Below are 26,370 nucleotides of genomic sequence, written 5' to 3' on the forward strand. Positions count from 1 at the left end.
CGATCACATCAGGTCGCGCGCGATCCGCTTCTCCGCAAAGACCTTCTCGAAGATCTGCACGTCATCTTCAAAAGCGGTGACGACGGCGCTGATGATCCACTCGGTCCCGGTGCAGGCAATTCGCGCCGTCGCGACCGTGCGGGCAAACCAGCCGGGCCGGCGCATGTCGCAGGTCCAGGTCGACGTCCCGGTCATCGATAGCGGATCATTCGGTGCAATCGACCAGACCTCCTCCCGCAATTGCCGGGTCGACAGGCCGGTCTCAGGATGTTCGGTAAGCCCGCTATCCTCATGGATATGATATTCCGTCCGGTTGGCCGAGAGGTCGCGAACGACCTGCCGCTTCGTCGCCGCGGCCGCGTGCTCGATATATTTCGGCAAGGGATCGGGATTGGCCGGTTCTTCGATGTCGATCCGCTGGTGCTCGCCGAGCATCGGCAGCCCCAGGCCGAGCGAAGTGATATCGACTTCGATGCCCTCGTCTTCAGGCGGTGGCAGGATCATCGGCCAATAGGCGGTGGAGAGCGAAAGGCGGATGCGATGTCCCTTGCGGAAGCGGTAACCGCAGGCGTCGAGCACGAGCCGGATCGACACCGTCTCGCCCGGCACCAGCGGTTTCGGATCGGCATTGCCGTCGCGATGGGTGAGATTGAGGACGCCGAAGGCAACCCGCATAGCCGTGCCGTCGGGATGGACGTCGACGAGCCGGGCGCAGAGATTGCCGCCCATTGCGTGGGCGCGCAGCGCAAGCGTCAACACGGGCCGGCCGAGATAATCGCAATCGCCGGCAAGCGGCATCGTATCGAAGACCAGCGAACCGGCATCGTCCGAGCGCTGATCGATCGCCAATTCGGCGTCGGGCTTCAGCGTGAAATATTCCCCTGATGCCGTGCCGGTGTCGTGCGGAGAATGGAGATGGACGGGATGCTCTGGCGCATGCGGGATCGGCATGCCCTCCGTCAGCCGGCCGAATTGCTCGACATAGAAGCATTGCATGTGCGGCGGCGACCAGACATCCCTAGCGATCCAGAAGCCAGGATCTCTGTCGCGGCGCGCGGCAGGGCGGATCGCATCGAGGATATAGGCGCGGGTCTGCGCCAGCCCGTCGACGCCATTGTCCTCCCCGCGCAACCATTTGTTCCACCAGGCGATTGCTTCGCCATGAAAATCGGCGCGCGGCTTCGGCCAGGCGAAGTGCGGATATTTGTGAACCCAGGGACCGATCAGCGCCTTGGCTTTTTCACCGAGGCCTTCGACCGTCATCAGAGGCGTATTGCGGTAACCGTCCGCCCAGCCGGCAATCACCAGCACCGGGACCTCCACCTTCGAAAAATCCTCCGAGATCGAGCCATGACGCCAGAAATCGTCGCGCCGCTGGTGGCTCAGCCATTCCTCCATGAAGAAGGGCTCGCCGGCCAGGCGTTCCAGCCACATCTCCTTCCAGCGCTCGCCGATAAGGACAGGATCCGGCGGGCGCGACTGATAGCCGAGCATGGTCGCCGCCCAGGAGAGCTGCGCGGAAAGATGACAGCCATTCTTGTAGTGAATGTCGTCGTTGTAACGGTCGACGGTCGAGGCGATCGAGATGACGGCTTTGAGCGCCGGCGGGCGCAATGCCGCGACCTGCAGGCTGTTGAAGCCCCCCCAGGAGATTCCCATCATGCCGACCGAGCCGTTCGACCACGGCTGCGCGGCAATCCAGGCGATCAACTCGCAGGCATCGGCAAGCTCACGCTCGGTATATTCGCCATCGATGACGCCTTCGGATTCTCCCGATCCGCGGATATCGACACGCACGCCGGCAATGCCTGCGGCCGCGAAGACCGGATAGGTCGACTCGTCCCGAAGGCTGGTTCCGTCGCGTTTGCGATAGGGCAGGAATTCGAAAACGGCGGGAACCGGATCGTCTGCCGCGCCGTCAGGCATCCAGATGCGCGCGGCAAGCCGCGTTCCATCCTTGAGGGTAATCCATTCGTTCTCGATGGTGGTGAAGCCGCGCGAGGCCATGCTCGTTCCTTTCAGTGATCGGCCTTTCAGTGACCGGCGCTCTCCATGCGCCGCGTGGCAAGCACCCGTTCCAGCCAGCCGATTTCCATCTCGGGCACGGATTTCAACAGCAGATCGGTATAATCGTCGAAGGGCGGCGACAGCGCCACCGATTTCGGCCCGAACCGTACCAGTCTGCCGCGATGCATCACCGCCACGCTGTCGGCGATCGCCCGGACGATCGCGATGTCGTGGGTGATGAAGATATAGGAGAGCTGCTCTTCCTCCTGCAGGCGTAGCAGCAGCTTGAGGATACCCTCGGCCACCAGTGGGTCGAGTGCCGAGGTCGGCTCGTCGCAGAGGATGAGTTCAGGCTTGGCGGCAAGGGCTCTGGCAATCGCCACACGCTGCTTCTGGCCGCCGGAGAGTTCGGCCGGATAACGATCGATGAAGCCGTTGCCCATTTCGATCTGGTCGAGCAATTCCTTCACCCGGGCGGTCTTCTCCGCACCTCTCAGGCCGTAATAGAAGGTCAGCGGCCGGCCGATGATGTCGCGCACCGTCTGGCGCGGGTTCATCGCCGTATCGGCCATCTGGTAGATCAACTGGATGCGTCTGAGGTCGTCGTTCGGCCGGCTCTTGAGATCGGGCATCAGCGGTTTGCCGTCAAAGAGGATGCGGCCGCTGCTCGGCAGCAGGAGGCCGGTAATGGCGCGCGCCAAGCTCGATTTGCCCGAGCCGGATTCGCCGACAACCGCGAGCGTCTGTCCCTTCGGCACGTGCAGCGAAACGTCGTGCAGCACCTTGAAGCCGTTGGAATATTCGGCGCTGACGTTTTCTATCCTGAGAAGGGCCGCGGACTGATCGGCGGCCTCGTCGCGATAGGCCTGCCTGACATTGACGAGGGCACGCGTATAGTCTTGCCGCGGCGCCTCGATGATCTGCTTGACGCTGCCATATTCGACCTGTTTCCCATGGCGCAGCACCATGATGTCGTCCGAGATCTGGGCGACGACAGCAAGGTCGTGGGTGATGTAGAGGGCGGCGGTGTGCGTTTCCTCGATCGCATGCTTGATCGCCGCCAGCACGTCGATCTGCGTAGTGACGTCGAGTGCGGTGGTCGGCTCGTCGAAGACGATGAGTTCAGGGTTGGAGCAGAGCGCCATTGCCGTCATGGCCCGCTGCAACTGGCCGCCGGAGACCTGATGGGCAAAGCGCTCGCCGAAGCTTTCCGGATTGGGCAGGCCGAGGACACGGAACAGATAAAGCGCCCGCTTGCGCGTCTCGTCCTTGCTCATCAACCCATGTTTGACCGACGCCTCGATCACTTGGTCGCCGAGCCTATGCGCCGGGTTGAAGGCGGCGGCCGCCGACTGCGCGACATAGCAGACCCGCGCCCCGCGGATTTTGCGGATGCCGTTCTTCCCAAGCGCCAGGATATCGGCTCCGTCGAGCCGCACCTCGCCGCCGGTGATTTCGGCGCCGCCCCGGCCGTAGCCGAGTGCGGAAAGGCCGATCGTCGACTTGCCGGCGCCGGATTCGCCGATCAGGCCGAGAACCTTGCCCTTCTGCAGGTCGAAGGAAACGCCGTCGACGATCGTCACCCGCTTGGGCGGCTCCCCCGGCGGATAGCTGGTCGCTTCGATCTTCAGATTGCGAACGGAAAGAAGCTCAGGCATCGCCGCGCCCTCCCTTAAGGCTGGATGTGCGTTTCAGGAGCCAGTCGACGACGAGGTTGACGCAGACGGCAAGCACGGCAATCGCCGTGCCCGGCACCAGCGCGGCCGAGATGCCGAAGATGATGCCGTCCTTGTTGTCCTTGACCATGCCGCCCCAATCGGCTGCCGGCGGCTGAATGCCGAGGCCGAGGAAGGACAGTGTCGAGAGGAACAGGATCGAGAAGGCGAAGCGCAGCCCGAACTCGGCCAGCAGCGGCGACAGCGTGTTCGGCAGGATTTCGCGGAAGATAATCCAGAGCTTGCCTTCGCCGCGCAGCTTGGCCGCCTCGACGAATTCCATCACCGCGACATCGAGCGCCACAGCGCGGCCGAGACGGTAGACGCGGGTGGAGTCCAGGATCGCCATGACCAGGATCAGAACGATCATGTTTTGCGGCAGCACCGCCAGCACCACCAGCGCGAAGATCAGCGTCGGGATCGACATCATCAAATCGTTGAAGCGCGACAAGACCGTGTCGATCAGCCCGCGTGACACTGCTGCGGTGAAACTCAAAATGACCCCGAGCGAGAAGGAGATGATGGTGGCGGCGGAGGCGACGAGCAGCGTCGTGCGCGCGCCGTAGATCAGGCGCGAGAGGATGTCGCGGCCGAGATTGTCGAGGCCGAAGACGTAATTGGCGTCGGCAGGCGCCCAGACGTCGCCGACGACCTGCGTCTCGCCATAGGGCGCGATCCAGGGCGCGAAGATCGCGAAGATGAAGGCAACGGCGATGCCTGCTATGCCGATCCAGGCGGTGATGGGGATGTCTCTTGCTCTCATCGCGGATGCCTCAGCCGGGGATTGGCGACGATCGCCAGAATATCCGCCGTCATGTTGAGGAAGATGTAGACGGCCGCGAAGATCAGGCCGCAGGCCTGCACGACGGGCATGTCGCGCACGGTGACCGCATCGACCATATATTGCCCCATGCCGGGATAGACGAAGACCACCTCGACAACGACGACGCCGACCACGAGATAGGCGAGGTTCAATGCAACGACATTGATGATCGGCGCCAGCGCATTGGGAGCGGCGTGCTTGACGATCGAGCGGAAGCCGCTGAGACCCTTCAGCTCGGCGGTCTCCATATAGGCCGACGACATGACGGAGAGGATTGCTGCCCGCGTCATGCGCATCATGTGGGCGAGCACGACGAGCACCAGGGTCGCCGTCGGCAGCGCAATCGCCTTCAGCCGCTCGACGAAACCCATGCTGTCATAGACGGTCGCCGGAAAGGTCGCCATGCCGAACTTCACCGCGAAGAACAGGATCAAGAGGTAGCCGATGAAGAATTCCGGCAGCGAGATCGCCGCCAGCGAAATCACGTTGATGATCTTATCCGGCATGCGGTTGCGGAAATGCACCGAGAACATGCCGAGCCCGACGGCGAGCGGCACCGAGATCAGCGCTGCGAAACCCGCCAGAAAGAGCGAATTTCCCAAGCGCTTGCCGATCTGTTCGCTCACCGAATTCTTGCTGGCCCACGAGGTGCCGAAATCGCCCTGGACGGCATTGCCGAGCCATTCGACATAACGCGTCGTCACCGGGCGATTGAGCCCGAGATCCTCACGGATATTGGCGACGGCCTGCGGCGTCGCCGACTGGCCGAGATAGGTGGTGGCGAAATCGCCGGGCAAAGCTTCCAGGCCGCCGAAGATCAGGATGGACACGGCAAAAAGCAGGACGATGCTGAGCACGAAGCGCTCGAGGATGAGGGCAAGCAGCGGAAAACGCTGCCGGAACCGGAGGCCGGGCAGGATATTGCTGGGGACAGGATTGGTCATGGCGAAGACCTAGCGCTGAAACGTCGGGAGGACCGCAGGCTTTCATCCCACGGTCCCGGCTTCATTGGAGATCGGAGGGGCAGGCGCCCCTTTGCCATCAGGCGTCCAGCCAGACGCGGGTCGCGACGTAGCCGTTCGACATGTCGTTGCCTATGTCGTGGACATAACCCTTCACCTGCTTGGTGGAGGCGTTCACGAAGTCGTTGAACATCGGCAGGATCACGCCGCCCTCGTCGCGCACCATCATCGCCATGGTCCGGTAGAGTTCCTTGCGCTTGGCTTCGTCGAGTTCGGAGCGGGCCTGCAGCAAGAGCTTGTCGAAGTCGGGACGCTTGAACTTGGTGTCGTTCCAGTCCGCCGTCGAGAGGTAAGCGGTGGAATACATCTGGTCCTGGGTCGGCCGCCCGCCCCAATAGGAGGTCGAGAAGGGCTGGACGTTCCAGACATTGGTCCAGTAGCCGTCGCCCGGTTCGCGCTTGACCTCGATCTCGATGCCGGCCTTCTTGCAGCTTTCCTGATAGAGGACGGCCGCATCGACGGCGCCGGGGAAGGCGACTTCCGATGTGCGCAGAAGGACGGAGCCGCTATGGCCTGATTTCTTGTAGTGAAACGCGGCCTTGTCGGGATCATAGGTGCGCTGCTCGATGCCTTCCGGGAAGAGCGCATAGGTGGCGTTGATCGGGAAGTCGTTGCCGACCTTGCCGTAGCCGCCGAGGATCTTCTGCACCATGGTCTCACGGTCCATGGCGTATTTGAGCGCCAGGCGCAGATCGTTGTTGTCGAACGGCGCCTTGTCGCAATGCATGATGAAGACGTAGTGGCCGCGGCCGGCGGTCGAGAGGATCTCGACATTGGGCGCGCGTTTCAGCAGGTTGACGGTCTTCGGATCGACGCGGTTGATATAATGCACCTGACCGGACGACAGCGCCGCGATGCGGGCGGTGGCGTCGTTCATGCCGATGATCTCGATCGAATCGACGTAACCGCGGTCGCTGCGCCAGTCGTCCTTGTTCTTCTCGAAAGTGGCGCGGACCCCGGCCTCGAAGCTCGTGAGCTTGTAGGGACCGGTGCCGATCGAGGCGAGCGGATCGTCGACGCCGCCGTTCGGCTGGATGACCAGATGATAGTCGGAGAGCAGCAGCGGCATGTCGGCATTGCCTTCGCTGAGCGTCAGGACGAGATTGCCGCCATCGGCCTTGATCTCCTTGATCGAGCCGAGGACACCGAGCGCGCCGGATTCCGATTTTTTGTCGGTATGACGCTTCAGCGTCGCAACGACGTCGTCGATCGTCAGTTCCTTGCCATCGTGGAACTTGACGCCCTTGCGGATCTTGAAAGTCCAGGTCACCGCGTCCTTCGAGGGCTCCCAGGATTCGGCAAGCGCCGGCACGGCAGCACCCGTCAGCGGGTCGGATTCGACCAGCATGTCGCCCCAGCAGCGGCCGACGCAGAACATGAATTGCGACAGGAATTTCGCCGGGTCCTTGGAATCGGTGGCAGCGCCGCCTTCGAGGCCGAGCTTCAGGTGGCCCCCGCGTTTCGGTTCGGCCGCTTCAGCACTTTCGGTGAAGAGCTTGTCGGCGACGGCGAGTGTGATGCCGGCCGCCATGGCGCGTCCCATGAATTCGCGGCGGCTGAGCCCGCCCGCGGTGACGCGGCTTGCGAGATATTTCGTATAGTCGTTCATTCCCCAGTTCCTTCTTTGGTGCGTTGACAGAACTTCCGGGCAGGATCGCAGGCGGTTTCCTCTCCGCCTCCGGTGCCCGCATCATGCGGGAAAATGCTGCGGTTGCTGCCGCCTCCCTATTCTCCTTTCCAAATGGGGCTTCGCTTCTCCGCGAAAGCCCGCGCGCCTTCCAATTGGTCTTCGCTCGAATAGAGCCTGTCGACGGTCGCAAACTGCCGTTTGGTGATCTTGTTCATGGCAGTCTGGAACGTCGAACCCTCCGCTTCGCGCACGATTTCCTTGATCGCCGCATAGACGAGCGGCGGCCCGCTCTCCAGCTGCCGGGCAAGCTCCCAGGCTCTCTCCATCAGCCGCTCGGCCGGCAGGATCTCGTTGATGAAACCCCAGCGATGCGCCTCGTGAACGTCGAGCCAGCGGCCCGTCAGGAGCATGTCCATGGCGATGTGGTAGGGGATGCGCTTCGGCAGCTTGATCGAAGCGGCATCGGCGACCGTGCCCGAGCGGATTTCCGGCAGGGCGAAACTCGCATGCTCGGCGGCGATGATCAGATCGGCCGAAAGCGCGATCTCCAGCCCGCCGCCGCAACAGATGCCGTTGACAGCACAAATCACGGGTTTGTTAAGGTCGCGCAATTCCTGTAGCCCGCCGAAGCCGCCGACACCATAATCGCCGTCGACCGCATCGCCTGATGCCGCCGCCTTGAGGTCCCAGCCGGCGCAGAAAAACTTTTCGCCCGCGCCCGACACGATGGCGACGCGCAAGGCCGGGTCGTCGCGAAAATCCCGGAAGATCAATCCCATGTCACGGCTGGTCGCAAGGTCGATGGCATTCGCCTTCGGCCGGTCGATGACGACTTCCAGCACGCCGCCGTCCTGTCGTGTGCGAATGGGATCGCTCAACCTCTGCTACCTCCTCCGCCGTATGAAAGCATCGACTGCGGCAACCCCGCGCCCTTCGGGAAGAACCATCAATGGATTAATGTCCAGTTCCTCCAGGCATGACGCGTTCATTACGACATAATTTGCCGCTGCTGCGATGGCGGCAACCGCAGCGTCGAGATCGCCTTTCGCCCGCCCGCGATAGCCATAGATCAATTTTGCCAGCTTGAGGCGAGAAATCGCCGCATGAATTTCGGTTTTCGTCGCCGGAAGCGGCAGGATGACGGAATCTTCGAGCAATTCGACGAAGATTCCGCCCGCTCCCAAGGTGAGCGACAATCCGAAGACAGGGTCGCGGACGGCGCCGATGATGAGTTCGCCGACCGGCGGATCGATCATCTTTTCGACGAGATAGCCGCCGTTCGGCGGCATTGCCGCCGCCGCGTTCAACACCGCCTCACTATCCCTCAGGTTGAGCACGACGGCGCCGGCCTCGGTCTTGTGCGCAATACCGAGGCCCTTCAGCACGACAGGAAAACCGAGCCGCTCGGCCTGCTCTGCGGCTTCGCGGGGAGAAAAAGCCTGCAGCCCCCAGGGAACAGGGAGGCCGCAGGCAGCAAGTTCCGTTTTCGCATCGGCTTCTGTCAGCGTCTCGATTTCGCCGTCGATGGACGGCACGTCGAGCAGCGGCAGGGGAGGCGGGCGATCCCAGACCTTGCCAATACCGGCGGCGACTTCCGCCGCAATGATGGCTTCGTCGATGCCTGAAAAGGCGACGATGCCATTCGCCATCAGCCGATCGGCGACCGGTTCGGGCATATTCTCGGGAAGGGTCGCCAGAAGGCCGGCCAGCGCGCCGGTGGCAGTGGCCGCGGCGATCACCGCGTCCGCCGTCATCACCCATTCGGCCGCATCGCAGCGGTCCCCGCGCGGAAAATCGAGGACGACGAGATTGAGCGCACAGCCGCCTTCGAACATGGCGCTGAAGGCTTCGGTCTGGCGTTCGAAATCGCCCCAGACGAAAGTGTGGTAGTCGAGCGGATTGGAGAGCGCCACCATCTCGCCGAGGACCCGCCGCAGACGCGGCAATTGTTGCGGCTCCAGCGCCGGGAATTCGACATTGCGGCCGACGGCGGCATCGGCCATCAGCGAAGCTTCGCCGCCGGAGCAGCTCATCGACGAAATCGAATGGCTTGGCAGAGGGCCGGCGACATGCAGCAGCTTCAGGGTTTCCAGCAAGGCCGGCAGGCTTTGGACACGGCCGATGCCGAGGCGGGCAAGCACGGCATCGGCCACCGCATCGCTGCCGGCGAGCGAGGCGGTGTGCGACACCGTCGCATGTCTTGCCTGTTCGGACCTGCCGACCTTCAGCACGACGACCGGCTTCTTCAACCGGCGGGCAATGGCGGCAAGGCGTTCGAGGCCGGAGAGATCGCCGAACCCTTCGACATGAAGGCCGACCGCCGTGATGCGCGGATCGTCGATCAATGCGCAGGCGACATCGGCAAGCGACGTCTGCGCCTGGTTGCCTGCCGTCACCACATAGGCGATCGGCAACCCGCGTGCCTGCATGGTCAGGTTGATGGCGATATTGGAAGACTGTGTGAGGATCGCGACACCATATTCGATGCGTTTCATCCCGTGCTGGTCGGGCCAGAGCAGTGCGCCATCGAGACCATTGATCAGCCCGTAACAGTTGGGGCCGAGGATCGGCATGTCGCCGGCCGCCGCCAGCAGCGCCTGCTGCAGATCTGCGCCGTCGCCGAGTTCCGCCGTCGCCTCGCTGAAGCCCGAGGCATAACAGACCGCTCCGCCGGCGCCGGCCGCAGAAAGGCTGCGCACGATGTCGACGGTGAGCGTCCTGTTGACGCCGACGAAGGCGGCGTCCGGAGCCGATGGCAGATCGGATACGGAGCGATAACACCGCCGCCCGAGCACCTCGTCGAGTTTGGGATGGACCGGCCAGATCTCGCCTGAAAAGCCCATGCGGTCGCATTGCTCGATCACCCTGCGCGCCTCACGGCCGCCGAAGACGGCGATCGTTTGCGGTCTGAGCAGGCGATCGAGCGGTCTTGAGGTCATCGGCTCACGCTCCCAGCGGCCGAAGCAGATCGCGGCTGATGATGTGCCGCTGGATTTCGGAGGTGCCGTCCCAGATGCGCTCGACGCGGGCGTCGCGCCAGAAGCGGGCAAGCGGCAGGTCATCCATCAGGCCCATGCCGCCATAGATCTGGATCGCCTCGTCGGTGATCCTCGCGAGCATTTCGGAGGCATAGAGCTTGGCCGAAGCAATCTGCCGATCCGCGGGGCGGCCGGCGTCGAGCTGCCAGGCGGCGGCAAGCGTCAGCCAGTCGGCCGCGTCGATCTCGGTAATCATGTCGGCGAGCTTGAAGGAAACGCCCTGATTGGCGCCGATCGGCTTGCCGAATTGCTTGCGCTCGGCGGCATAGGGGAGCGCCAGATCGAAGACACGCCGCGCCCGGCCGACGCAGGTGGCGGCGACCGTCAGCCGCGTGCCGTAAAGCCATTGATTGGCGATATCGAAGCCGCGATGCACCTCGCCCAGTACCTGGGCTTCGGGAATACGGCAATCCTCGAAGCTCAGCGTGCAATTGTGATAGCCGCGATGCGAAACAGACTCGTAGCCCTTGAGGATTTCGAAGCCCGGCGTGCCTCGATCCACGAGGAAAGCGGTGATCTTCTTCTTGATGCCTTTCGGCGTCTCCTCCTCACCGGTCGCGGCAAAGACGATGACAAAATCGGCGACGTCGGCATGCGAGATGAAATGTTTCGTGCCGTTCAGGACGAAATCACCGCCGTCGCGGCGGGCGGTGCATTTCATGCCGCGCATGTCGGAACCGGCATCGGGCTCGGTAATCGCGAGCGCGTCGATCTTCTCACCGCGCACGGCCGGCAGAAGATAACGCTCGCGCTGCTCGCCCTCACAGGCCATCAGAATGCCGGAGGGCCGGCCAAAGAACACCGTCAGGCCCAGCGAGCCGCGCCCGAGCTCCCGTTCGACCAGCGTGAAAGTAAGGTGGTCGAGACCGGCGCCACCGACCTCCTCGGGGAAATTGCAGGCGTAGAAGCCGAGATCGATGCATTTGCGCTGGATCTCGCGTCCAAGCTCGGGCGGAACGAAACCAGTGCGCTCAACCTCGTTCTCATGCGGATAGATTTCGGTTTCGACGAAGCCGCGAACCGTCTCGACGATCATTTCCTGTTCCTGGCTGAGACCGAAATCCATGCCGCTCCTCCTACCGCCTCTGGCCGACGTGACGGCCGGCGCCTTCGGGCAGCGCCAATTCCGCATGAACCGCGGCGATCGCCTTGACCTTGTCGAGCACGGCGGCTGGCGCCGGGGCGGCCTTGCCCGCTTTGCTGTCGACATGCAGCAGCATCTGCTCGGCGGTCGCGAGAACTTCACCAGTCGTCGTGTCATACAGCGTGTGAAAGACATGCAGCCGCTTCTCGTCGACATCAAGAATTCGACAAGTCGAATGGATCGCCTGCCCGAGTTTGGCTTCGCCGAGATGGCGGATGTGGCTTTCCACCGTATAGTAGCTCTGCCCCGCCTCGACATAGGCGAGATCGACGCCGATCAGGCGCAGCAGCGCATCTGAGGTGTCGCCGAAGACCTGGAGGTAGCGGTGTTCGGTCATGTGGCCGTTATAGTCGACCCAGGCCGGGCTCACCTTGGTTTCGACGAGCCGCAGCGACTTCGCTGGATCGAAGGACGCGGCCGCACCGCCGCCCTTCGCCCAGAGCGATTGTTCGAAATCCTTCAGGAGCTTGCCGGCGCCCCAGCCCTTGCCGCTGTCGCCGCCTTTGAGGGACTGGAGGATGCCGACGAGATTTTCGTCGCGGATGCGTTCGAGTTCGCGGATCGAAAGACCCCCAGCTTGTTCGTCGGATTGCCGACCGATCTTTTCGATCAGCGCCTCGTCGAGATCGACGACATCGGTGAGCTTGGTCCAGGGCCAGGCGAGGCAGGGGCCGAACTGGGCGAGGAAGTGACGCATGCCGGCTTCGCCGCCGGCGATGCGGTAGGTCTGGAACAGTCCCATCTGCGCCCAGCGCAGGCCGAAGGAATAGCGGATGACGTCGTCGAGCGTCTCGACGGTGCAGATGTCGTCGTGGATCAGCCAAAGGGCCTCGCGCCAGAGCGCTTCGAGCAGCCGGTCGCCGACGAAGGCCTCGATTTCCTTGGCGATATGGACACCCTTCATGCCGATCGGCTGAAGTCTGTCCATCGCCGCCTGGATGGTCGCGGCCGAGGTCTTCTCGCCGCCGACGATTTCGACGAGTGGCAAGAGATAGACGGGATTATAGGGGTGGGCAACGAAAAGGCGCTCGGGATGCTTCATGTCGCGCTGCAGATCGGTCGGCAGCAGGCCCGAGGTGGAAGAGCCGATCAGGGCGTCGGGCCGCGCCGCGGCATCGATCTGCGTGAGGACACCACGCTTGAGGTCGAGCCTCTCCGGAACGCTTTCCTGAATCCAGTCGGCGCCGGCGACAGCCTCCTCAAGCGTCTTGCAGAAGGTGAGTCTGCCGCGCGGCGGCAACGGCGCGCCGGTCAGCATGGCATAGGCTTTTTCGGCATTGGCGATTACTTCACCGACGATGCGGTCCGCCTCCGGATGCGGATCGAACACGTCAACGTCGATGCCGGCGAGCAGGAAACGGGCGATCCATCCGCCGCCGATGACGCCGCCGCCGATACAAGCTGCCTTGCTGATCCCTGTCATCCCGCCCTCAGCGCTTTGTCAGTTTGAGTTTCTTGCGGACGTCCTCAGGACCGATGATCCGGGCGCCCATGCCTTCCACCACCTGCACCGCCTTTTCGACGAGCTGCGCATTGGTGGCGAGCTGGCCCTTGCCGACGAAGAGGTTGTCCTCGAGGCCGACGCGGACGTTGCCGCCGGCGAGAACCGCTGCGGCCGGATAGGCCATGGCGTTGCGGCCGATCGAGAAGGCCGAAAAGGCCCAGCTCTGAGGCACGTTGTTGACCATCGCCATGAAGGTGTTGAGATCGTCGGGCGCGCCCCAAGGGATGCCCATGCAAAGCTGGATCAGCACCGGGTCTTCGATCAGCCCTTCTTCGGCGAGTTGCTTGGCGAACCAGAGATGGCCGGTGTCGAAAGCCTCGATCTCGGGCCGCACGCCGAGAGCCGTCATCTTGCTTGCCATCGCCCGCAGCATCGCCGGCGTGTTGGTCATGACATAGTCGCCGAGGTTGAAGTTCATCGTGCCGCAGTCGAGCGTGCAGATCTCCGGCAGGCATTCGGCGACATGGCTGACGCGCTCGGTAGCACCCGCCATGTCGGTGCCTTTTACGTTGAGGGGAAGGGGTCTTTCGACATCGCCGAAGATCAGATCCCCGCCCATGCCGGCGGTCAGATTGAGGACGACGTCGACATCGGCCGAGCGGATGCGGTCGGTGACCTCCCGGTAGAGATCGTTGCGGCGGCTGGCCGCTCCCGTTTCCGGATCGCGGACATGACAGTGAACAACCGCCGCCCCAGCCTTGGCGGCGTCGATCGCGGACTCCGCGATCTGCTTGGGGGTAATGGGAACGTGGCTGGATTTCGAAACCGTATCGCCGGCGCCGGTCACGGCGCAGGTGATGAAGACATCGCGGTTCATCGCTAGAGGCATGTTTTTGTTCTCCCCGTCTTGTCCCCATTACGCGACAGCAAGGATTGGGATGCTTTGCATTTTCAGAAGTCCTTGATACATTATCAGAATTGATGGAGGTGGCTTTGCTGCAGCGATCGACCAAACGGCTCGACATCGATCTTCTCGTCCTGCCGGATACGAACCTGATCCTGATCGCCTCGGTCATCGAGCCGCTGCGCGGCGCCAACCGCATCTCCGGCAGCGAACTCTACCGCTGGCGACTGCTGACGCCGGACGGGGCGCCGGTCCCGACCACCAGCCATATCGCCATTCCGGCCGAAGGGATCTTCCGGGCGACGACCGAAGACAGGCCGCTTTTCGTGCTGGCGAGCTACAATTGGCGTGACAGCGCCACGCCGGCACTCAAGATGCAGCTCTCCCAGGCCGCCCGTTACCGCACGGTCATCGCCGGCATCGAGTCCGGCACGTGGCTGCTGGCGGAGACAAGCCTGCTCGACGGGTTGCCGGCCACCGTCCACTGGGAGGACTACGAGGATTTTGCGCTTGCTTATCCTGAGGTGCGGGCCGTCAAGGATCGTTTTGTCATCGACGGCAAGCGGCTGACGACATCGGGTTCGCTGCCGACCGTGGACCTGATGCTGGAGATCATCAGGCAGCGGCAGGGTTATTCGCTGGCGCTCGAGGTCAGCCGGCTGTTCCGCTACGAGCAGCCCTCCTTCCATGGCGACGAACCGCTTTCCGCAGCCTCGGCGGGGCTCAGCATGCACGATCCCCGCGTGGCGCAGGCGGTACGGCTGATGGAGGAGCATATCGAGCAGCCACTCATTCTGGCGCGGCTCGCCCGCAGGGTCGGCATCAGCGCCCGGCATCTGCAGGACCTCTTCCAGCAGAGCATCGGCGCACCGCCGCATGTGCATTATCTCGCGCTGCGCCTGAACGCGGCGCGCCGCAAAGTGATCGAGACGACGGCCTCTTTCGCCGACATCGCGGCAGCAACCGGCTTCAATTCGGCTTCCGCCTTTGCCAGAAGCTACCGGGCGAGTTTCTCCGAGAGCCCGTCCGAGACCCGGCGTCGCCTGCGCCGCCGCGTCACGTCGACGTAGGCTGGAAGGCGTCTCGCAACATATCCGCGAGTTCGCGAACTGCCTCATTGGATCGGTAGGGATTGCGCCGGAGCACGACTTTCGAGGAGTCGACCGGTGGGAAGCCGTCTTCAGCAGTCAACTCGCGGCAGCCGGGCGGAATATTGCTGCGACATAGCGTGGTGACGGCAAGGCCTGCGGTCACGGCATTCTTCAGCCCCGAGCCGGTATCGGCGATGAAGGCTATTCGGTAATTGCGGCCGATCTGCTCCAGCGACCGGAGCGCATAATCGCGCGACCAGGCGGAGTTGCGATAGGTCGCAATCGGCAGCGGATCGATGTCATGCAGCCGGTGCACCATCGATGTGACCCAGACGGTCGGGTCTATACAGAGAACCTCACCTTTCGTCTGATCGCTCCAGTCGAAAACCACGGCCAGATCGAGTTCGTCCCGCTCGAGGGCGGCGAGGTTACGGACGGTATAGTCGCAGGACACGGTGACCTCGACCGCCGGATGGCGCACGGCGAAAGCCGCAAGCGCTGCCGGCAGCACCGTCTGGCTGTATTCCTCGGGAATTCCGATGCGCACCGGCCCGTCCAGCGGCTTGCTGCGGATCGTCGCGGCGGCCTCGTTCAGGAGATCGATCACCCTGCGGGCATAGGGCACCAGCTGTATGCCCGGGCGCGTGAGCAGCACGCCGCGGGCGCCGCGCTCGAAGAGCGGCTCGCCGATCGCCGCTTCGAGCCTCTTGATCTGGGTGCTGACGGCCGATTGTGTCCGCCCGATGCGCTGGGCGGCCGCGGAAAAGTTCGACGTCTCGGCGACGACGAGAAAGGTTCGCAGCAGGTCGCTTTCGATCGCCTCGTGCATGACAAGCCATAGAAAAAATCGATGGTAGCTATCTCTACTATTCGCTTGTCTAATGTCAATTGCTGGCGCAGAAATGGGCGGCGTTCGACTTCCTTCTTTGAGACTATCCGCGTGACCATTGAAAATCCGGCCAGACCACTCGCAGGCAGCGAGCACGAGAAGGGTGTGCTTCTCATCGTTGCCGCGACCCTTGCCTGGAGCGCGAGCGGTGTTTACTCGCGGCTCCTGACCACCGACGTATGGACGGCGATCGCCTGGCGGTCGTTGTTCGGAGGCCTGTTCCTGCTGATCCCCTGCCTTTTCCTCGAAGGGGGTATCTCGCGGCAGCAATGGCGTTCCGTCTTCCACCCGTCGGGACTTGCGATGATCGCATGCCAGACCTTCAGTCAGGGTTGCTTCATCGGGGCGCTTTACATGACCACCGTCGCCAATGTGACGATGATCTATGCGACGACGCCCTTCATCGCGGCGCTGTTCGGCTGGCTCATCCTCAAGGAGAGGGTCGCCAGGCGGACGATGATTGCCGGCGCCGTGTCCCTCTTCGGCGTCGGCATCATCGTCGCTTCGTCGATCGGCGGCGGCACCGGCTGGGGCGATCTGCTGGCGCTCGGCATGACCGCCTCCTTCGCGCTCGTCATCATCATTCCGCGCATCAATCCCGGCGTGCCGAGCCTGCCGCCGACCGTCGTCAGCGCCTTCCTCACGCTTGTCATCTTTGCGCCCTTCGGTTCGGTCGGCTCGCTCGACTTGCACAACTGGATCGTCCTTGCCGCCTTCGGCGCCACCAATTTTTCCCTGGCGCTGGTGCTCTTCCTTGCCGGGGCAAAGCGGATGCCGCCGGCCGAAGCAGCGCTGATCGGCACGATGGAAATCGTGCTCACGCCCTTCTGGGTCTGGCTGCTGTTTTCCGAACAGCCGCCCATCGCCACCTATTTCGGCGGCGCGATCATCCTCGGCGCCGTGTTCTGGCACACGGCACTCGACGCCAAACGCGGCCGCCGGGCGTACGACGGCTAAGGTCCACGATCAAATCTTTGAAACGGTCCGGAAAACCGCCCTATTCGGGGGAGCAAATCCTTGTTCCGGGCGGCAACCCGCCGCGACGTCGTCGCCTGTCGTCTTTGAGTTGCGCCCATGTCGTTTTCTCGGGCGCTGTTTTCCGCCCGGCGTGGTTTGTTTGTGATGTTCTAGGCGCCGCCTCGCGAGTTGGCGACTTGAACCATCGGGAGACCGGTCTGACGCCGGGGCCATCCCACAGAGGTAGAAGAACTCAATCCTGATGGAGATCGCCGGAAAGACATCCGGACAGATATCGAGATGGATCGAAAGGAGGTTCTGGAGCCCGAAACCAGCTCTTTGCGCGGCAGATCTGCGGACTGCGGCGGGCGATGACGAGCGGAACGACAGACCAAACCTATCGTGTCACTCTCTCCTCCATCCAGCCTGTGTGCCTATCTGCGAAATTCGAAGTCGCTCCGTGCGGCGTTGTGAATACCGGCCTGCGAAGGAGGCAGACCGGAGGAAAGGATTGCCATCGGCTGCATCGGTTGCAGATCGAGGCATTCAAACAATGGGAGGAATCCATGAGCAAGAATAGAGGCGTCGTTTATCTCCGGCCGGGCAAGGTCGAAGTGCGCGACATCGACGACCCGAAGCTGGAAGCGCCGGACGGCCGCCGCATCGAACACGGCGTCATCCTGAAGGTGATCTCGACCAACATTTGCGGCTCCGACCAGCACATGGTCCGCGGCCGCACGACGGCGATGCCGGGCCTGGTCCTCGGCCATGAAATCACCGGCGAGATCATCGAGAAAGGCGTCGACGTCGAGATGCTCGATATCGGCGACATCGTCTCGGTGCCGTTCAACGTCGCCTGCGGCCGTTGCCGCTGCTGCAAGTCCCAGGATACCGGCGTCTGCCTGACGGTAAACCCGGCCCGCGCCGGTGGCGCCTACGGTTATGTCGACATGGGCGGCTGGATCGGCGGACAGGCGCGTTACGTCACCATTCCTTACGCAGATTTCAACCTGCTGAAGATCCCGGATCGGGACAAGGCGATGGCGAAGATCCGGGATCTCACCATGCTTTCCGACATTCTGCCCACCGGCTTCCACGGCGCGGTGCGCGCAGGCGTTGGCGTCGGCTCGACCGTCTACATCGCCGGCGCCGGCCCTGTCGGTCTCGCCGCTGCAGCTTCGGCCCGCATCCTCGGCGCTGCCGTCGTGATGATCGGTGATTTCAACAAGGATCGCCTGGCGCATGCAGCCAAGGTCGGCTTCGAACCGATCGACCTCTCCAAGAGCGACCGTCTCGGCGATATGATCGCCCAAGTCGTCGGCAGCAACGAGGTGGACAGCGCCATCGACGCGGTCGGCTTCGAGGCGAGGGGGCATTCGGGCGGCGAGCAGCCGGCGATCGTGCTCAACCAGATGATGGAGATCACCCGCGCCGCCGGTTCGATCGGCATTCCCGGCCTCTACGTCACCGAGGATCCGGGCGCCGTCGACAATGCCGCCAAACACGGCAATCTGTCGCTCCGCTTCGGCCTCGGCTGGGCCAAGGCGCAGTCCTTCCACACCGGCCAGACGCCGGTGCTGAGATACAATCGCCAGCTCATGCAGGCGATCCTCCATGACCGCTTGCCGATTGCCGATATCGTCAACGCCAAAGTCATCCCGCTCGACGATGCCGCCGCTGGATATGAAAGCTTCGACCACGGCGCGGCGACGAAATACGTCCTCGATCCGCACGGCGAGGTGGCGAAGGCCGCCTAGCTAGCCACTACGACCGAAAAATTTTATCTGACAGGAATGGCCGGCGGAAAACCGGCCATTCCGCATTTGTCAGATGACAATTGATTGGCCAGCTACTGGATGCTGAACGGGAAATATTTCGCGTTGATCATGTCATAGGTGCCGTCGGCTTTGATGGTCTTCAACGCTTCGTCCAGGCGCGCAAGGCGCTCCTTGTCATCCAGCCGCAACGCGATACCGGCACCTTCGCCGAAATATGTGACGTCAACCAGATCCGGCCCTTTGAACTCGCAGCAGCTTCCCGCCTTGGTGTTGGCAATCCAGTCGTAGATGGCAAGTTTATCCTCGAGGATAATGTCGACGCTGCCGTCCGCCAGACCCTTGTATAATTCCGGCGACGAGCGAAAAACCGTCTTCTTCATCTCGGGATAGAGATGATTGGCATAGGATTCCTGCGCCGTCGACGATGTCACCCCGAGTTTTTTGTCCTTGAGGGCGGCAGGGCTGACATCGCTGATCGAGGAACCTTTCCGAACGATGAACACCGACGGGCTGTTGTAATATTTCTCGGTGAAGGCAACCTTTTGCCGACGCTCGAGGCTCATCGACATGGAGGAGATGATCGCATCGTATTTGTTGGCAACGAGATCGGGGATGATGTCGTCCCACTTCTCGATGATGAATTGGCATTCGAACTTGCCGACTTCGCACAGAGCGTTGGCGATATCGATGTCGAAGCCTTGCAGCTTGTTGTTCGCATCGAGGTAATTGAACGGCGGAAAGGCGCCTTCGACCGCAACTCGCATCGGCATGCGATCCTGCGCAGCCGCCTGGAGCGGCGAAGTAGCGGCCAAAAGGCTAGCCAACCCGGCCGCCATCAGCGCGCCGCGCAACACAGTCTGAATGGATATGCGCAACATCGCCGGAAACTCCTCGGGGCAGGGTCGATCTCAACCGATAGTGCACCGCAGCCTTTAATTCTACGTGAACGCTTCTTTGTTAGCGTTGGGCATGCGCCCGTGTAGTGGTGTTCTGGGGTTACGCTTGCATATCGTTCTTCCGTCCAGCTCCAATACGTTTCAGAAATCCTGGATCGCTTCGGGGAGAATTCTGTTTCTGATCGCCGTCAGCGGGCTTGGCGCGATCGGGCTGGTGGTGCTTTCAGCGCTGTGGGCGGGAACAGAGAGCGACGCTGCGGCCCTTGATCGACAGCGCAATCTCGTCAACGCGCGCCTGCGGGAACAGGTCGATCAGGTCGCGCATGTTATCGGCCAGTTCGGCAACGGCTACCTCACACGGGTTTATCCTGCCGCACGGTCGTCCGGAGGCTCCTCCAGCCTCGATGCGGTTCTGACGGCGGCGGCCGGCAGCGCGATCAGCCAGACAGCCATGTCCGCCTTCGGCTACGACCAGGCTTTCGTCGTCGACGAGAAGGCGCAACTGCTGATGCTGGCGGACGCCCAAACGGAAAAGCGTTACCGCTGGATGAAGCCCCTCTTCCTGCCGCTCCTTCAAGATGCCAGCCTCGGCGTGAGGCAGGGGACGGCTTCCGAACGAACGCCGTCCTCGATGGAAAGCCGCCTTGCGAATGCCGCCGGCCCCAACCGTGCGCTCGCCAATCTGATGCGGCTGGAAGGCCGACCGACGATCGTCGGCGTCGTCGCCATCAACGAGGCCGATCAGAGGCAGCAGCAGCCGATGCGGCAATTCCTGATCGTCGTGCGGTTTCTCGATGGTCCGGCGCTGGACGAATTGAGCCGGCAGCAGGGCCTCAACGGCGCGCGTTTTGCCCGCACCGCCGATGCCGATGAAAACGAAGTTGCGTTTCAGATCGATGCGACGGCGAACGGCGAGCCGATCGGCTTTATTGTCTGGCGGCCCGATCTTCCGGGCTCCAGGGTGATCGGCCGGCTGATGCCGGCGCTTTCGATTGCCGCCCTGGTGATCGCCATTTTGTTCTCGGTCCTGCTGGTACGCCTGCGCAGCAGCCTCGGCGAATTGAGGAAAAGCGAGTTGCATGCACGCCAGCTCGCTCTGCATGACGTGCTGACCGACCTCCCCAACCGCGCCTTGTTTGCCATGCGGTTCGACGCGTGCCTGGCCGAGACCGAGAACTCGACCGAGCGCTCGGCCGTCGCGCTTCTCGATCTCGACCGCTTCAAAGCCGTGAACGACACCTTCGGCCATGCCGCCGGCGATGAACTGATCCGAATGGCGGCGGAGCGGATCCGCTCCGTGCTGCGTCCAGCCGACACGCTTGCCCGGCTCGGTGGCGACGAATTCGCCCTGCTTCTCCGGGACATTAAGGATGATCAGATCTTGCCGGCAATCTGCGAAGCGATCGTTGCCGAACTTGGCAAACCCTTCCCGCTTTTGCGCGGTGAGGCGGTCGCCCGCGTCGGCGGCTCGATCGGCGTAACCATCGTGCCGGATGCCGGCCGGAATGCCGACGACATCATGCGTTATGCCGACGTCGCACTCTACGAGGCGAAGATGGGCGGCAGAGGTCAATGGCGCGTCTATTCGCCGTCCATGGACGGCGGCAGGAATGCGCGCGACATTCTCAAGAACGAACTCCGGGAGGTGCTGGCCAAAAGCACGGCCTCATCCGGCGACGGTCTACGCGCCGATCCGGCTCTGAACAGACCGGACTTCGGCTCGCTCGAGGTCTATTACCAAACGGTGCATCGTGCCGACGGCGGATACGCGGCGTCGGGAGCAGAGGCGCTGGTGCGCTGGCGTCACAGCCGGCGCGGCCTATTGACGCCGGCGAGCTTCATCCCTGTCGCCGAGGAGGGCGGCCTTATCGACGCGCTCGGCTTCTGGGTTTTGCGCGAAGCCTGCCGTGCCGCCTGCACATGGCCTGAGGATACATTTGTTGCCGTCAACGTGTCTCCCGCCCAGTTGAGACGGCCGAATTTTGCCGAGGAAGTCTTCGCCGTGCTGCAGGAGAGCGGGCTGCCGCCATCGCGGCTCGAGCTCGAACTGACGGAATCGTCGCTGATCGAGGATAACTCGGACATCTATTCGGTGCTGGGCTCGCTGCGCAGCCGGGGTGTTCAGATTTCGCTCGATGATTTCGGAACCGGGTTTTCATGCCTCAGCCACCTGATGCGCTTCGAGATCGACCGCATCAAGATCGACCGTTCGTTCGTCTCGCTGCTCGGCACAAAAGCCAACGGGGCGGCCATCATTGGCGCCATCGTCGCGCTCAGCCGCAACCTCGGCATCTCGACGACGGCCGAAGGGGTCGAAACCGAATATCAACGCGATTTTCTGGCAGCCCTCGGCTGCACCGACCTGCAAGGCTATTTCTTCGCCAAACCGGTTCCGCTGCACGACCTCGATTGTTTCCGCAAAGCCGAGAACGCCGCCGAATTGCTGGCGATCGCTCCCGGCGCCATCGCCTGAAAGGCTTTTGATCGTCCGCCGATCCGGGGAACTTTCGCCGCAGGCGATGGAGACGGAAGAGCTTTTGCGGGCCTGGGCTGAAACAGCCTTCTCGTCAGCGCACTCCCAGTTCGCGATGCGATCTGCGAAGTTTTGCAGGCGTGATGTGATAGGTGCGCCTGAACCAGTTCACCAGATGGGCGCAATCGGTAAACCCGCATTCATAGGCAATCTGGGCGATAGACCGATCGCTGTTGAGCACCATCCACTTCGCAGCTTTCAGGCGTATCTGGCGCCAATACTCGCCGGGAGCAACCTGCAGATGCTTCTGGAAAAGCCGGGAAAGCTCTCGTTCCGATGTACCGACGCCCGCCGCGATGTCGGCGAGCGAACACAGCTCGTACATCTTTTGCCGCATCAGGCCGATCGCGTTCGTCACGCGGCGGTCGCCGCACTTCATGCCGAGATCGGACTCTTCGATCGCGCCTTGCCTGTCGAAGCCGTGATCGCCGAGAAGATAGTGAAACGCCTTGTGCGCACGGGACTCCCCGCACGCATTGGAGACCAGATACATTGCGAGCTTTATCGAAGCCAATCCGCCGGGACAGGTTATGACGTTTCCGTCGACCACGACCGGCCGGTCGGTGACGGGAATAATATCCGGGAAGGTCTGGCGCAGCAGCCCCGCCAGCGTGAAATGGACCGCGCATCTCTTTCCGGAAAGCAGGCCCGCCTCGGCCAGCACGAAACTTCCCGAACAATTGCCGGCCACCGGCACGCCTTTGCGGACGGCCGCAGTGACGAAGTCGTAGAGTTCCCCCGGGATCCTGTGGTCGCCATGGAGTATGCCCCCGTGCACGACGATGAAGTCGTAGTCACGCGGATTTCCGTACGTCCTGCCGGGTGTCAGTTCCAGGCCGCAGCTCGACCGTATCGGATCGAGACTGTGCGACAGCAGCTCCCAATCACAATAGATCCGCCGGCTGAAGTCGCCTTCGTCGCCTGCGAGCCGGAGAAAATCCGTGAAGCAGGCAAGCGGCATCAGCGTGAAATTGGGTGTCGCCACGATCCCCACCCTGAGCGGAGCGGTGATGTCGGGCGGCGGCTTGCTTGGGCCTAGTTGGGAGTAGTCGCGCTGCAAAAGAAGGTCCTCCGGGCCACCGAAATTGTCCTAAACGTACAATACCGCAGCCGCCAAGACAAATACCATCGATTTGCGTGGAGAGGCGCGGTTCCGAGGCTCGGAAAACCGGCATACCCTCCCGCCAAGCAGACAGGCCAAAGCGCAAAAGAGGGGAATATGATGAAGACATTTCTCGCAATTTCGACGGTCGCCTTGATCGCCGGCATCGCATCCGGCGCCAGCGCCGCTTGCGGCACCGTCACCGTCGCCAACATGAACTGGCAAAGCGGCGAACTTCTCGCCCATGTCGACAAGTTCATCCTCGAGCACGGTTTCGGCTGTCAGGTGGAGTTCGTGCCCGGCGACACCGTGCCGACCATCACCTCGATGGTGGAAAAGGGACAGCCCGATATTGCCGGCGAGGCCTGGGTCGATCTCGTCCCGGAAATCGTAAAACGGGGTGTCGACGAGCGCAGAATTGTAAATATCGGACCAGCTTTGTCCGATGGCGGCATCCAGGGCTGGTATATACCGAAATTCATCGTCGACGCGCATCCCGAGATCAAGACGGTCGATGACGCCTTCGCACATCCGGAGCTTTTCCCGGCGCCCGAGAACACGTCGAAAGGAGCGGTCTTCAATGGCCCGACAGGATCGGGCGGCTCGGTCGTCAGCGCCCAGCTTTTCAAGGCCTATGGCGGCGAAGCCAAGGGCTTCGAGCTCGTCGATCCCGGAACCCAGGCCGGCCTCGACGGCGCCATGGCGCGGGCCTATGAACATAAAGAGGGCTGGATGGGCTATTACTGGTCGCCGACCGCCCTTCTCGGGAAATATTCCATGGTGCGTCTGGAAGCCGGAGTCCCGCATGATGCCGGGGAATGGAAGCGCTGCAACACCGTTGCCGATTGCCTCGATCCGAAGAAGAACGAATGGCCGAAGGACCATGTCGTGACGCTTGTTTCGCAGAAACTGACGGAAAGCGACAATGCCGGCGTCATGGACTATCTCCGCAAGCGGTCATGGGACAATCAGACCGTCAGTTCGGTCATGTCGTGGATGACCGATACTCAGGCCGGCGGCGATGACGGCGCGGTGCACTTTTTCAAGGAGCATCCGGATATCTGGAAATCATGGCTGAGCGCCGACGTGGCGGAAAAAATCACCGCCGCCCTCTGAACATAACCGCGCGGGCCGTCGAGGCCCGCGCATCCGTACGGCAGACCATAAACCCGCCAGGATTCACGATGACGACCTCCTTTCCGAAGACCTTCTCCGAGATCACGCTCGCGGGCCATACGCTCCGCAACAGGATCGTGTTCGGCGCTCACACGGCAAACATGTCCGTGAACGGGCTGCCGGGCGAACAGACCACCGCCTATTATGTCGAACGGGCGATCGGCGGGGCGGCGATGATCGTCGTTGAGCCGATGCCTGTCCACCCGGCGACCGTGCTGACGCGCGGCAATTTCCGCACATCGGACGACTCCGTCATCCCAGCGTTCAAGACGTTGACCGAAAGCGTGAAACGGCATGGGGCCGTCATCGTCCAGCAGCTCTATCATGTCGGAAGCCACGGCGACTCCGACCTTTCCTTTCATCCGCATTGGTCGCCTTCGGGAGGACCGAGCTATCATGACAGCGACGGCTCGCATGCGATGACGCAGGGCGAGATCGAGGAAACCATCGACGCCTTCGTCAAGGCAGCGCTGCGCTGTCAGGCGGCAGGTTTTGACGGCGTCGAGGTCTGGGCCGCCTATGGCGGTCTTCTCGATCAGTTCTGGACACCATTCTACAACCGCCGCGAGGATCGCTGGGGCGGAAGTCTCGAGAACAGAATGAGGTTCTCGCGGGAAATCCTCGGCCGTATACGGCACGCCTGCGGCCCGGGCTTCATCATCGGGCTGACCGTCAGCGACGAACCGGGCTGTCCGACCGCTTTGAATCGTGACCAGTTGACGGAGATCGTCGCTAGCCTCGATGACGAGAGGCTGATCGATTACGTGACCTGCGGCTCGGGCGGCTATTTCGACTATGGCAGCCTGATGCCGACCTTTCTCTATCCCGAGCGATTGGGTGTCGAGCTGTCGGCGCGGCTGAAGCAGGTGGTGAACCATGCGCTGGTAACGGCGGAGAGCCATATTCGCACACCCGAGAATGCCGAAATCACGCTCGGGGAGGGGGCATCGGATCTGGTTTCCATCGTCCGCGGCCAGATCGCCGATCCGCATCTTGCCAATAAGGCGCGCTTGGGAACGCCCGAGGATATCCGGGGCTGTCTGTCCTGCAACCAGATGTGCTGGGGCCGCCGGTCGCGCGACTATTGGATCAGCTGTCTGATCAACCCTTCCGTCGGGCGCGAGGCCGAATGGGGAGGCGACCGGTTCGAACCTGTCGAAAACCCTCAATTCGTGCTGGTCGTCGGAGGAGGGCCGGCGGGATTGGAAGCGGCACGCGTGGCCGCCGAACGGGGCCATCGGGTTATCCTGGCGGAAGCCTCGGATCGGCTGGGGGGCGCGTTCCGCCTTGCCGGCGAGCAGCCCCGCCGGGCGCAGATATTGGATCTCATTGCCTGGTACGAAACCCGCTTCGAAAAACTCGGCGTCGAGGTTCGCTTCAACAGCTATATCGAGGGAAGCGACGTCGCCGATATCGGCGCCGACGTGGTGATCCTGGCGACGGGATCGCTGCCGCAGGACTCCGGCTTTCAGAAGGCTATGCCCGATCGCCTGTCGCTCGAGGGGATCGAGCGAGGAAACACCTTCTCCGCCGAAAGCGTCATGGCCCGTCAGGCAAGACTCGGCAAACATGTTGTCGTGGTCGATGAAACCGGCGGCTGGAAGGGCTGCGGCACGGCTTGGAAGCTTGCCGAACAGGGACACGAGGTCGTGCTCGTAACGCCCGACGCGCTCATCGGAAAGGAACTGCAGCGCACCTCCGCCGACATTCCCCTGCGCCGGACCCTCAGCATGCTCGGCGTAGAATTCCGCACGGAGACCAGCATAGACAGCTGGCAAGGCAATGCCGCCGTGCTCGTCTCCCATCTGACCGGGAAGCGGGAGACGATCGACGCCGACAGCCTCGTCTTCTCCACGACCAATGTGGCAGCGAACTGGCTCGCATTGGAGCTGGCCGAGCTCGCCATCCCCTTCGTCGAGATCGGCGACGGCGTGGCGCCGAGGCAGGCCCCCTACGCCTTCTATGAGGGACGGCGTGCCGGAATGGCGATCGGAACCGCTAAGGGCAAGCAAAACGGCGGCCGAACCCACCGAGGCTGCCATATTGACGGTGAACGCCAGGGCAGCCCACCAACACATGAGACAAGCACTGGATAACAGCCGGCTCGGCCAGGATAGGCTTGCCTAGCCCTCTGCCGGGAGGCATGGTCGTCGCGGAACAATGGAATCACGACGCTGCGGACGGTGCTCTTGGCCATGCTCGGAGGCTCGCGGCGCATCGT

At 62.7% G+C, this 26,370-nt stretch carries 19 protein-coding genes; 6 read left to right on the top strand and 13 right to left on the bottom strand.

Annotation, left to right across the window (positions count from 1 at the left end; genetic code table 11):
• Window positions 1-3: 3 nt before the first annotated feature.
• From CO666_RS10750 to bcoG, 10 genes are all read right to left on the bottom strand, one after another.
• Window positions 4-2,007 (bottom strand): CocE/NonD family hydrolase, encoded by a 2,004-nt coding sequence (locus CO666_RS10750; RefSeq protein WP_097612053.1) that lies wholly within the window; start codon window positions 2,005-2,007, stop codon window positions 4-6.
• A gap of 26 nt (window positions 2,008-2,033) precedes the next feature.
• Window positions 2,034-3,665, bottom strand: a complete 1,632-nt coding sequence (locus CO666_RS10755; RefSeq protein ID WP_097612054.1) for an ABC transporter ATP-binding protein — start codon at window positions 3,663-3,665, stop codon at window positions 2,034-2,036.
• Window positions 3,658-4,485, bottom strand: coding sequence for an ABC transporter permease (locus tag CO666_RS10760; protein WP_097612055.1), 828 nt, complete (start codon window positions 4,483-4,485; stop codon window positions 3,658-3,660). The genes CO666_RS10755 and CO666_RS10760 overlap by 8 nt, the downstream gene beginning before the upstream one ends.
• Window positions 4,482-5,489, bottom strand: a complete 1,008-nt coding sequence (locus CO666_RS10765) for an ABC transporter permease (protein ID WP_097612056.1) — start codon at window positions 5,487-5,489, stop codon at window positions 4,482-4,484. Before CO666_RS10765 ends, CO666_RS10760 begins: the two co-directional genes overlap by 4 nt.
• 97 nt (window positions 5,490-5,586) lie before the next feature.
• Window positions 5,587-7,176 carry an ABC transporter substrate-binding protein gene (locus tag CO666_RS10770; RefSeq protein WP_097612057.1) on the bottom strand — a complete coding sequence of 530 codons (1,590 nt, stop codon included), beginning with the start codon at window positions 7,174-7,176 and terminating at the stop codon, window positions 5,587-5,589.
• Between the two features lie 116 nt (window positions 7,177-7,292).
• Window positions 7,293-8,075, bottom strand: coding sequence for a carnitinyl-CoA dehydratase (locus CO666_RS10775; RefSeq protein WP_097612058.1), 783 nt, complete (start codon window positions 8,073-8,075; stop codon window positions 7,293-7,295).
• A gap of 6 nt (window positions 8,076-8,081) precedes the next feature.
• The gene (locus CO666_RS10780; protein ID WP_097612059.1) at window positions 8,082-10,136 is read right to left on the bottom strand and encodes an acetate--CoA ligase family protein; all 2,055 of its coding nucleotides are present in this window, start codon (window positions 10,134-10,136) and stop codon (window positions 8,082-8,084) included.
• Between the two features lie 4 nt (window positions 10,137-10,140).
• A complete protein-coding gene (locus CO666_RS10785) occupies window positions 10,141-11,301 on the bottom strand; it encodes an acyl-CoA dehydrogenase family protein (protein WP_097612060.1) in 1,161 nt (386 codons plus the stop codon).
• Between the two features lie 10 nt (window positions 11,302-11,311).
• On the bottom strand, window positions 11,312-12,802 hold the full coding sequence (locus CO666_RS10790) for a carnitine 3-dehydrogenase (protein WP_097612061.1): 1,491 nt from the start codon (window positions 12,800-12,802) through the stop codon (window positions 11,312-11,314).
• Between the two features lie 7 nt (window positions 12,803-12,809).
• On the bottom strand, window positions 12,810-13,712 hold the full coding sequence (gene bcoG, locus CO666_RS10795) for a 3-dehydrocarnitine:acetyl-CoA trimethylamine transferase BcoG (protein WP_097612062.1): 903 nt from the start codon (window positions 13,710-13,712) through the stop codon (window positions 12,810-12,812).
• 98 nt (window positions 13,713-13,810) lie between these two features.
• Between bcoG and CO666_RS10800 the strand changes: the two genes are divergently transcribed.
• Entirely contained in the window at window positions 13,811-14,797 is a 987-nt protein-coding gene (locus CO666_RS10800; protein ID WP_097612251.1) for a GlxA family transcriptional regulator, read from the top strand.
• On the opposite strand, the gene CO666_RS10805 is transcribed toward CO666_RS10800, so the two are convergent.
• On the bottom strand, window positions 14,784-15,647 hold the full coding sequence (locus CO666_RS10805) for a LysR substrate-binding domain-containing protein (RefSeq protein ID WP_097612063.1): 864 nt from the start codon (window positions 15,645-15,647) through the stop codon (window positions 14,784-14,786). The two genes, CO666_RS10800 and CO666_RS10805, sit on opposite strands and share 14 nt — an antisense overlap.
• Window positions 15,648-15,758: 111 nt before the next feature.
• On the opposite strand from CO666_RS10805, the gene CO666_RS10810 reads away from it, so the two are divergent.
• Complete coding sequence (locus CO666_RS10810) at window positions 15,759-16,664, top strand: DMT family transporter (protein ID WP_097612064.1); 906 nt, start codon at window positions 15,759-15,761, stop codon at window positions 16,662-16,664.
• A 566-nt stretch (window positions 16,665-17,230) separates the two neighbouring features.
• On the top strand, window positions 17,231-18,421 hold the full coding sequence (gene fdhA / locus CO666_RS10815) for a formaldehyde dehydrogenase, glutathione-independent (RefSeq protein ID WP_097612252.1): 1,191 nt from the start codon (window positions 17,231-17,233) through the stop codon (window positions 18,419-18,421).
• 92 nt (window positions 18,422-18,513) lie between these two features.
• Here the strand turns inward: fdhA and CO666_RS10820 are convergent, their stop codons facing one another.
• Entirely contained in the window at window positions 18,514-19,320 is an 807-nt protein-coding gene (locus tag CO666_RS10820; protein ID WP_097612065.1) for an ABC transporter substrate-binding protein, read from the bottom strand.
• A gap of 91 nt (window positions 19,321-19,411) precedes the next feature.
• On the opposite strand from CO666_RS10820, the gene CO666_RS10825 reads away from it, so the two are divergent.
• Window positions 19,412-21,811, top strand: a complete 2,400-nt coding sequence (locus CO666_RS10825) for a putative bifunctional diguanylate cyclase/phosphodiesterase (RefSeq protein WP_179869656.1) — start codon at window positions 19,412-19,414, stop codon at window positions 21,809-21,811.
• 94 nt (window positions 21,812-21,905) lie between these two features.
• Here CO666_RS10825 and CO666_RS10830 read toward each other — a convergent pair whose 3' ends face one another.
• Window positions 21,906-22,856: a GlxA family transcriptional regulator gene (locus CO666_RS10830; protein WP_245436769.1), complete on the bottom strand. Its 951-nt coding sequence runs from the start codon at window positions 22,854-22,856 to the stop codon at window positions 21,906-21,908.
• Window positions 22,857-23,090: 234 nt separating this feature from the next.
• On the opposite strand from CO666_RS10830, the gene CO666_RS10835 reads away from it, so the two are divergent.
• Window positions 23,091-24,089: a glycine betaine ABC transporter substrate-binding protein gene (locus CO666_RS10835; protein ID WP_425352409.1), complete on the top strand. Its 999-nt coding sequence runs from the start codon at window positions 23,091-23,093 to the stop codon at window positions 24,087-24,089.
• A gap of 68 nt (window positions 24,090-24,157) precedes the next feature.
• Window positions 24,158-26,245 carry an oxidoreductase gene (locus CO666_RS10840; protein WP_245436770.1) on the top strand — a complete coding sequence of 696 codons (2,088 nt, stop codon included), beginning with the start codon at window positions 24,158-24,160 and terminating at the stop codon, window positions 26,243-26,245.
• The last annotated feature ends 125 nt before the right edge of the window (window positions 26,246-26,370 follow it).

It is taken from the genome of Rhizobium chutanense (genome assembly GCF_002531935.1).
Lineage (GTDB): Bacteria > Pseudomonadota > Alphaproteobacteria > Rhizobiales > Rhizobiaceae > Rhizobium > Rhizobium chutanense.

Excerpts from the sequence above, each read along its gene's own strand:
- fdhA (WP_097612252.1), top strand. The coding sequence starts at position 17,231 with ATGAGCAAGAATAGAGGCGTCGTTTATCTCCGGCCGGGCAAGGTCGAA.
- CO666_RS10820 (WP_097612065.1), bottom strand. The coding sequence starts at position 19,320 with ATGTTGCGCATATCCATTCAGACTGTGTTGCGCGGCGCGCTGATGGCG.
- CO666_RS10785 (WP_097612060.1), bottom strand. The coding sequence starts at position 11,301 with ATGGATTTCGGTCTCAGCCAGGAACAGGAAATGATCGTCGAGACGGTT.
- CO666_RS10805 (WP_097612063.1), bottom strand. The coding sequence starts at position 15,647 with ATGCACGAGGCGATCGAAAGCGACCTGCTGCGAACCTTTCTCGTCGTC.
- CO666_RS10825 (WP_179869656.1), top strand. The coding sequence starts at position 19,412 with ATGCGCCCGTGTAGTGGTGTTCTGGGGTTACGCTTGCATATCGTTCTT.
- CO666_RS10760 (WP_097612055.1), bottom strand. The coding sequence starts at position 4,485 with ATGAGAGCAAGAGACATCCCCATCACCGCCTGGATCGGCATAGCAGGC.
- CO666_RS10840 (WP_245436770.1), top strand. The coding sequence starts at position 24,158 with ATGACGACCTCCTTTCCGAAGACCTTCTCCGAGATCACGCTCGCGGGC.
- CO666_RS10755 (WP_097612054.1), bottom strand. The coding sequence starts at position 3,665 with ATGCCTGAGCTTCTTTCCGTTCGCAATCTGAAGATCGAAGCGACCAGC.
- bcoG (WP_097612062.1), bottom strand. The coding sequence starts at position 13,712 with ATGCCTCTAGCGATGAACCGCGATGTCTTCATCACCTGCGCCGTGACC.
- CO666_RS10750 (WP_097612053.1), bottom strand. The coding sequence starts at position 2,007 with ATGGCCTCGCGCGGCTTCACCACCATCGAGAACGAATGGATTACCCTC.
- CO666_RS10765 (WP_097612056.1), bottom strand. The coding sequence starts at position 5,489 with ATGACCAATCCTGTCCCCAGCAATATCCTGCCCGGCCTCCGGTTCCGG.
- CO666_RS10770 (WP_097612057.1), bottom strand. The coding sequence starts at position 7,176 with ATGAACGACTATACGAAATATCTCGCAAGCCGCGTCACCGCGGGCGGG.
- CO666_RS10790 (WP_097612061.1), bottom strand. The coding sequence starts at position 12,802 with ATGACAGGGATCAGCAAGGCAGCTTGTATCGGCGGCGGCGTCATCGGC.
- CO666_RS10835 (WP_425352409.1), top strand. The coding sequence starts at position 23,091 with ATGATGAAGACATTTCTCGCAATTTCGACGGTCGCCTTGATCGCCGGC.
- CO666_RS10780 (WP_097612059.1), bottom strand. The coding sequence starts at position 10,136 with ATGACCTCAAGACCGCTCGATCGCCTGCTCAGACCGCAAACGATCGCC.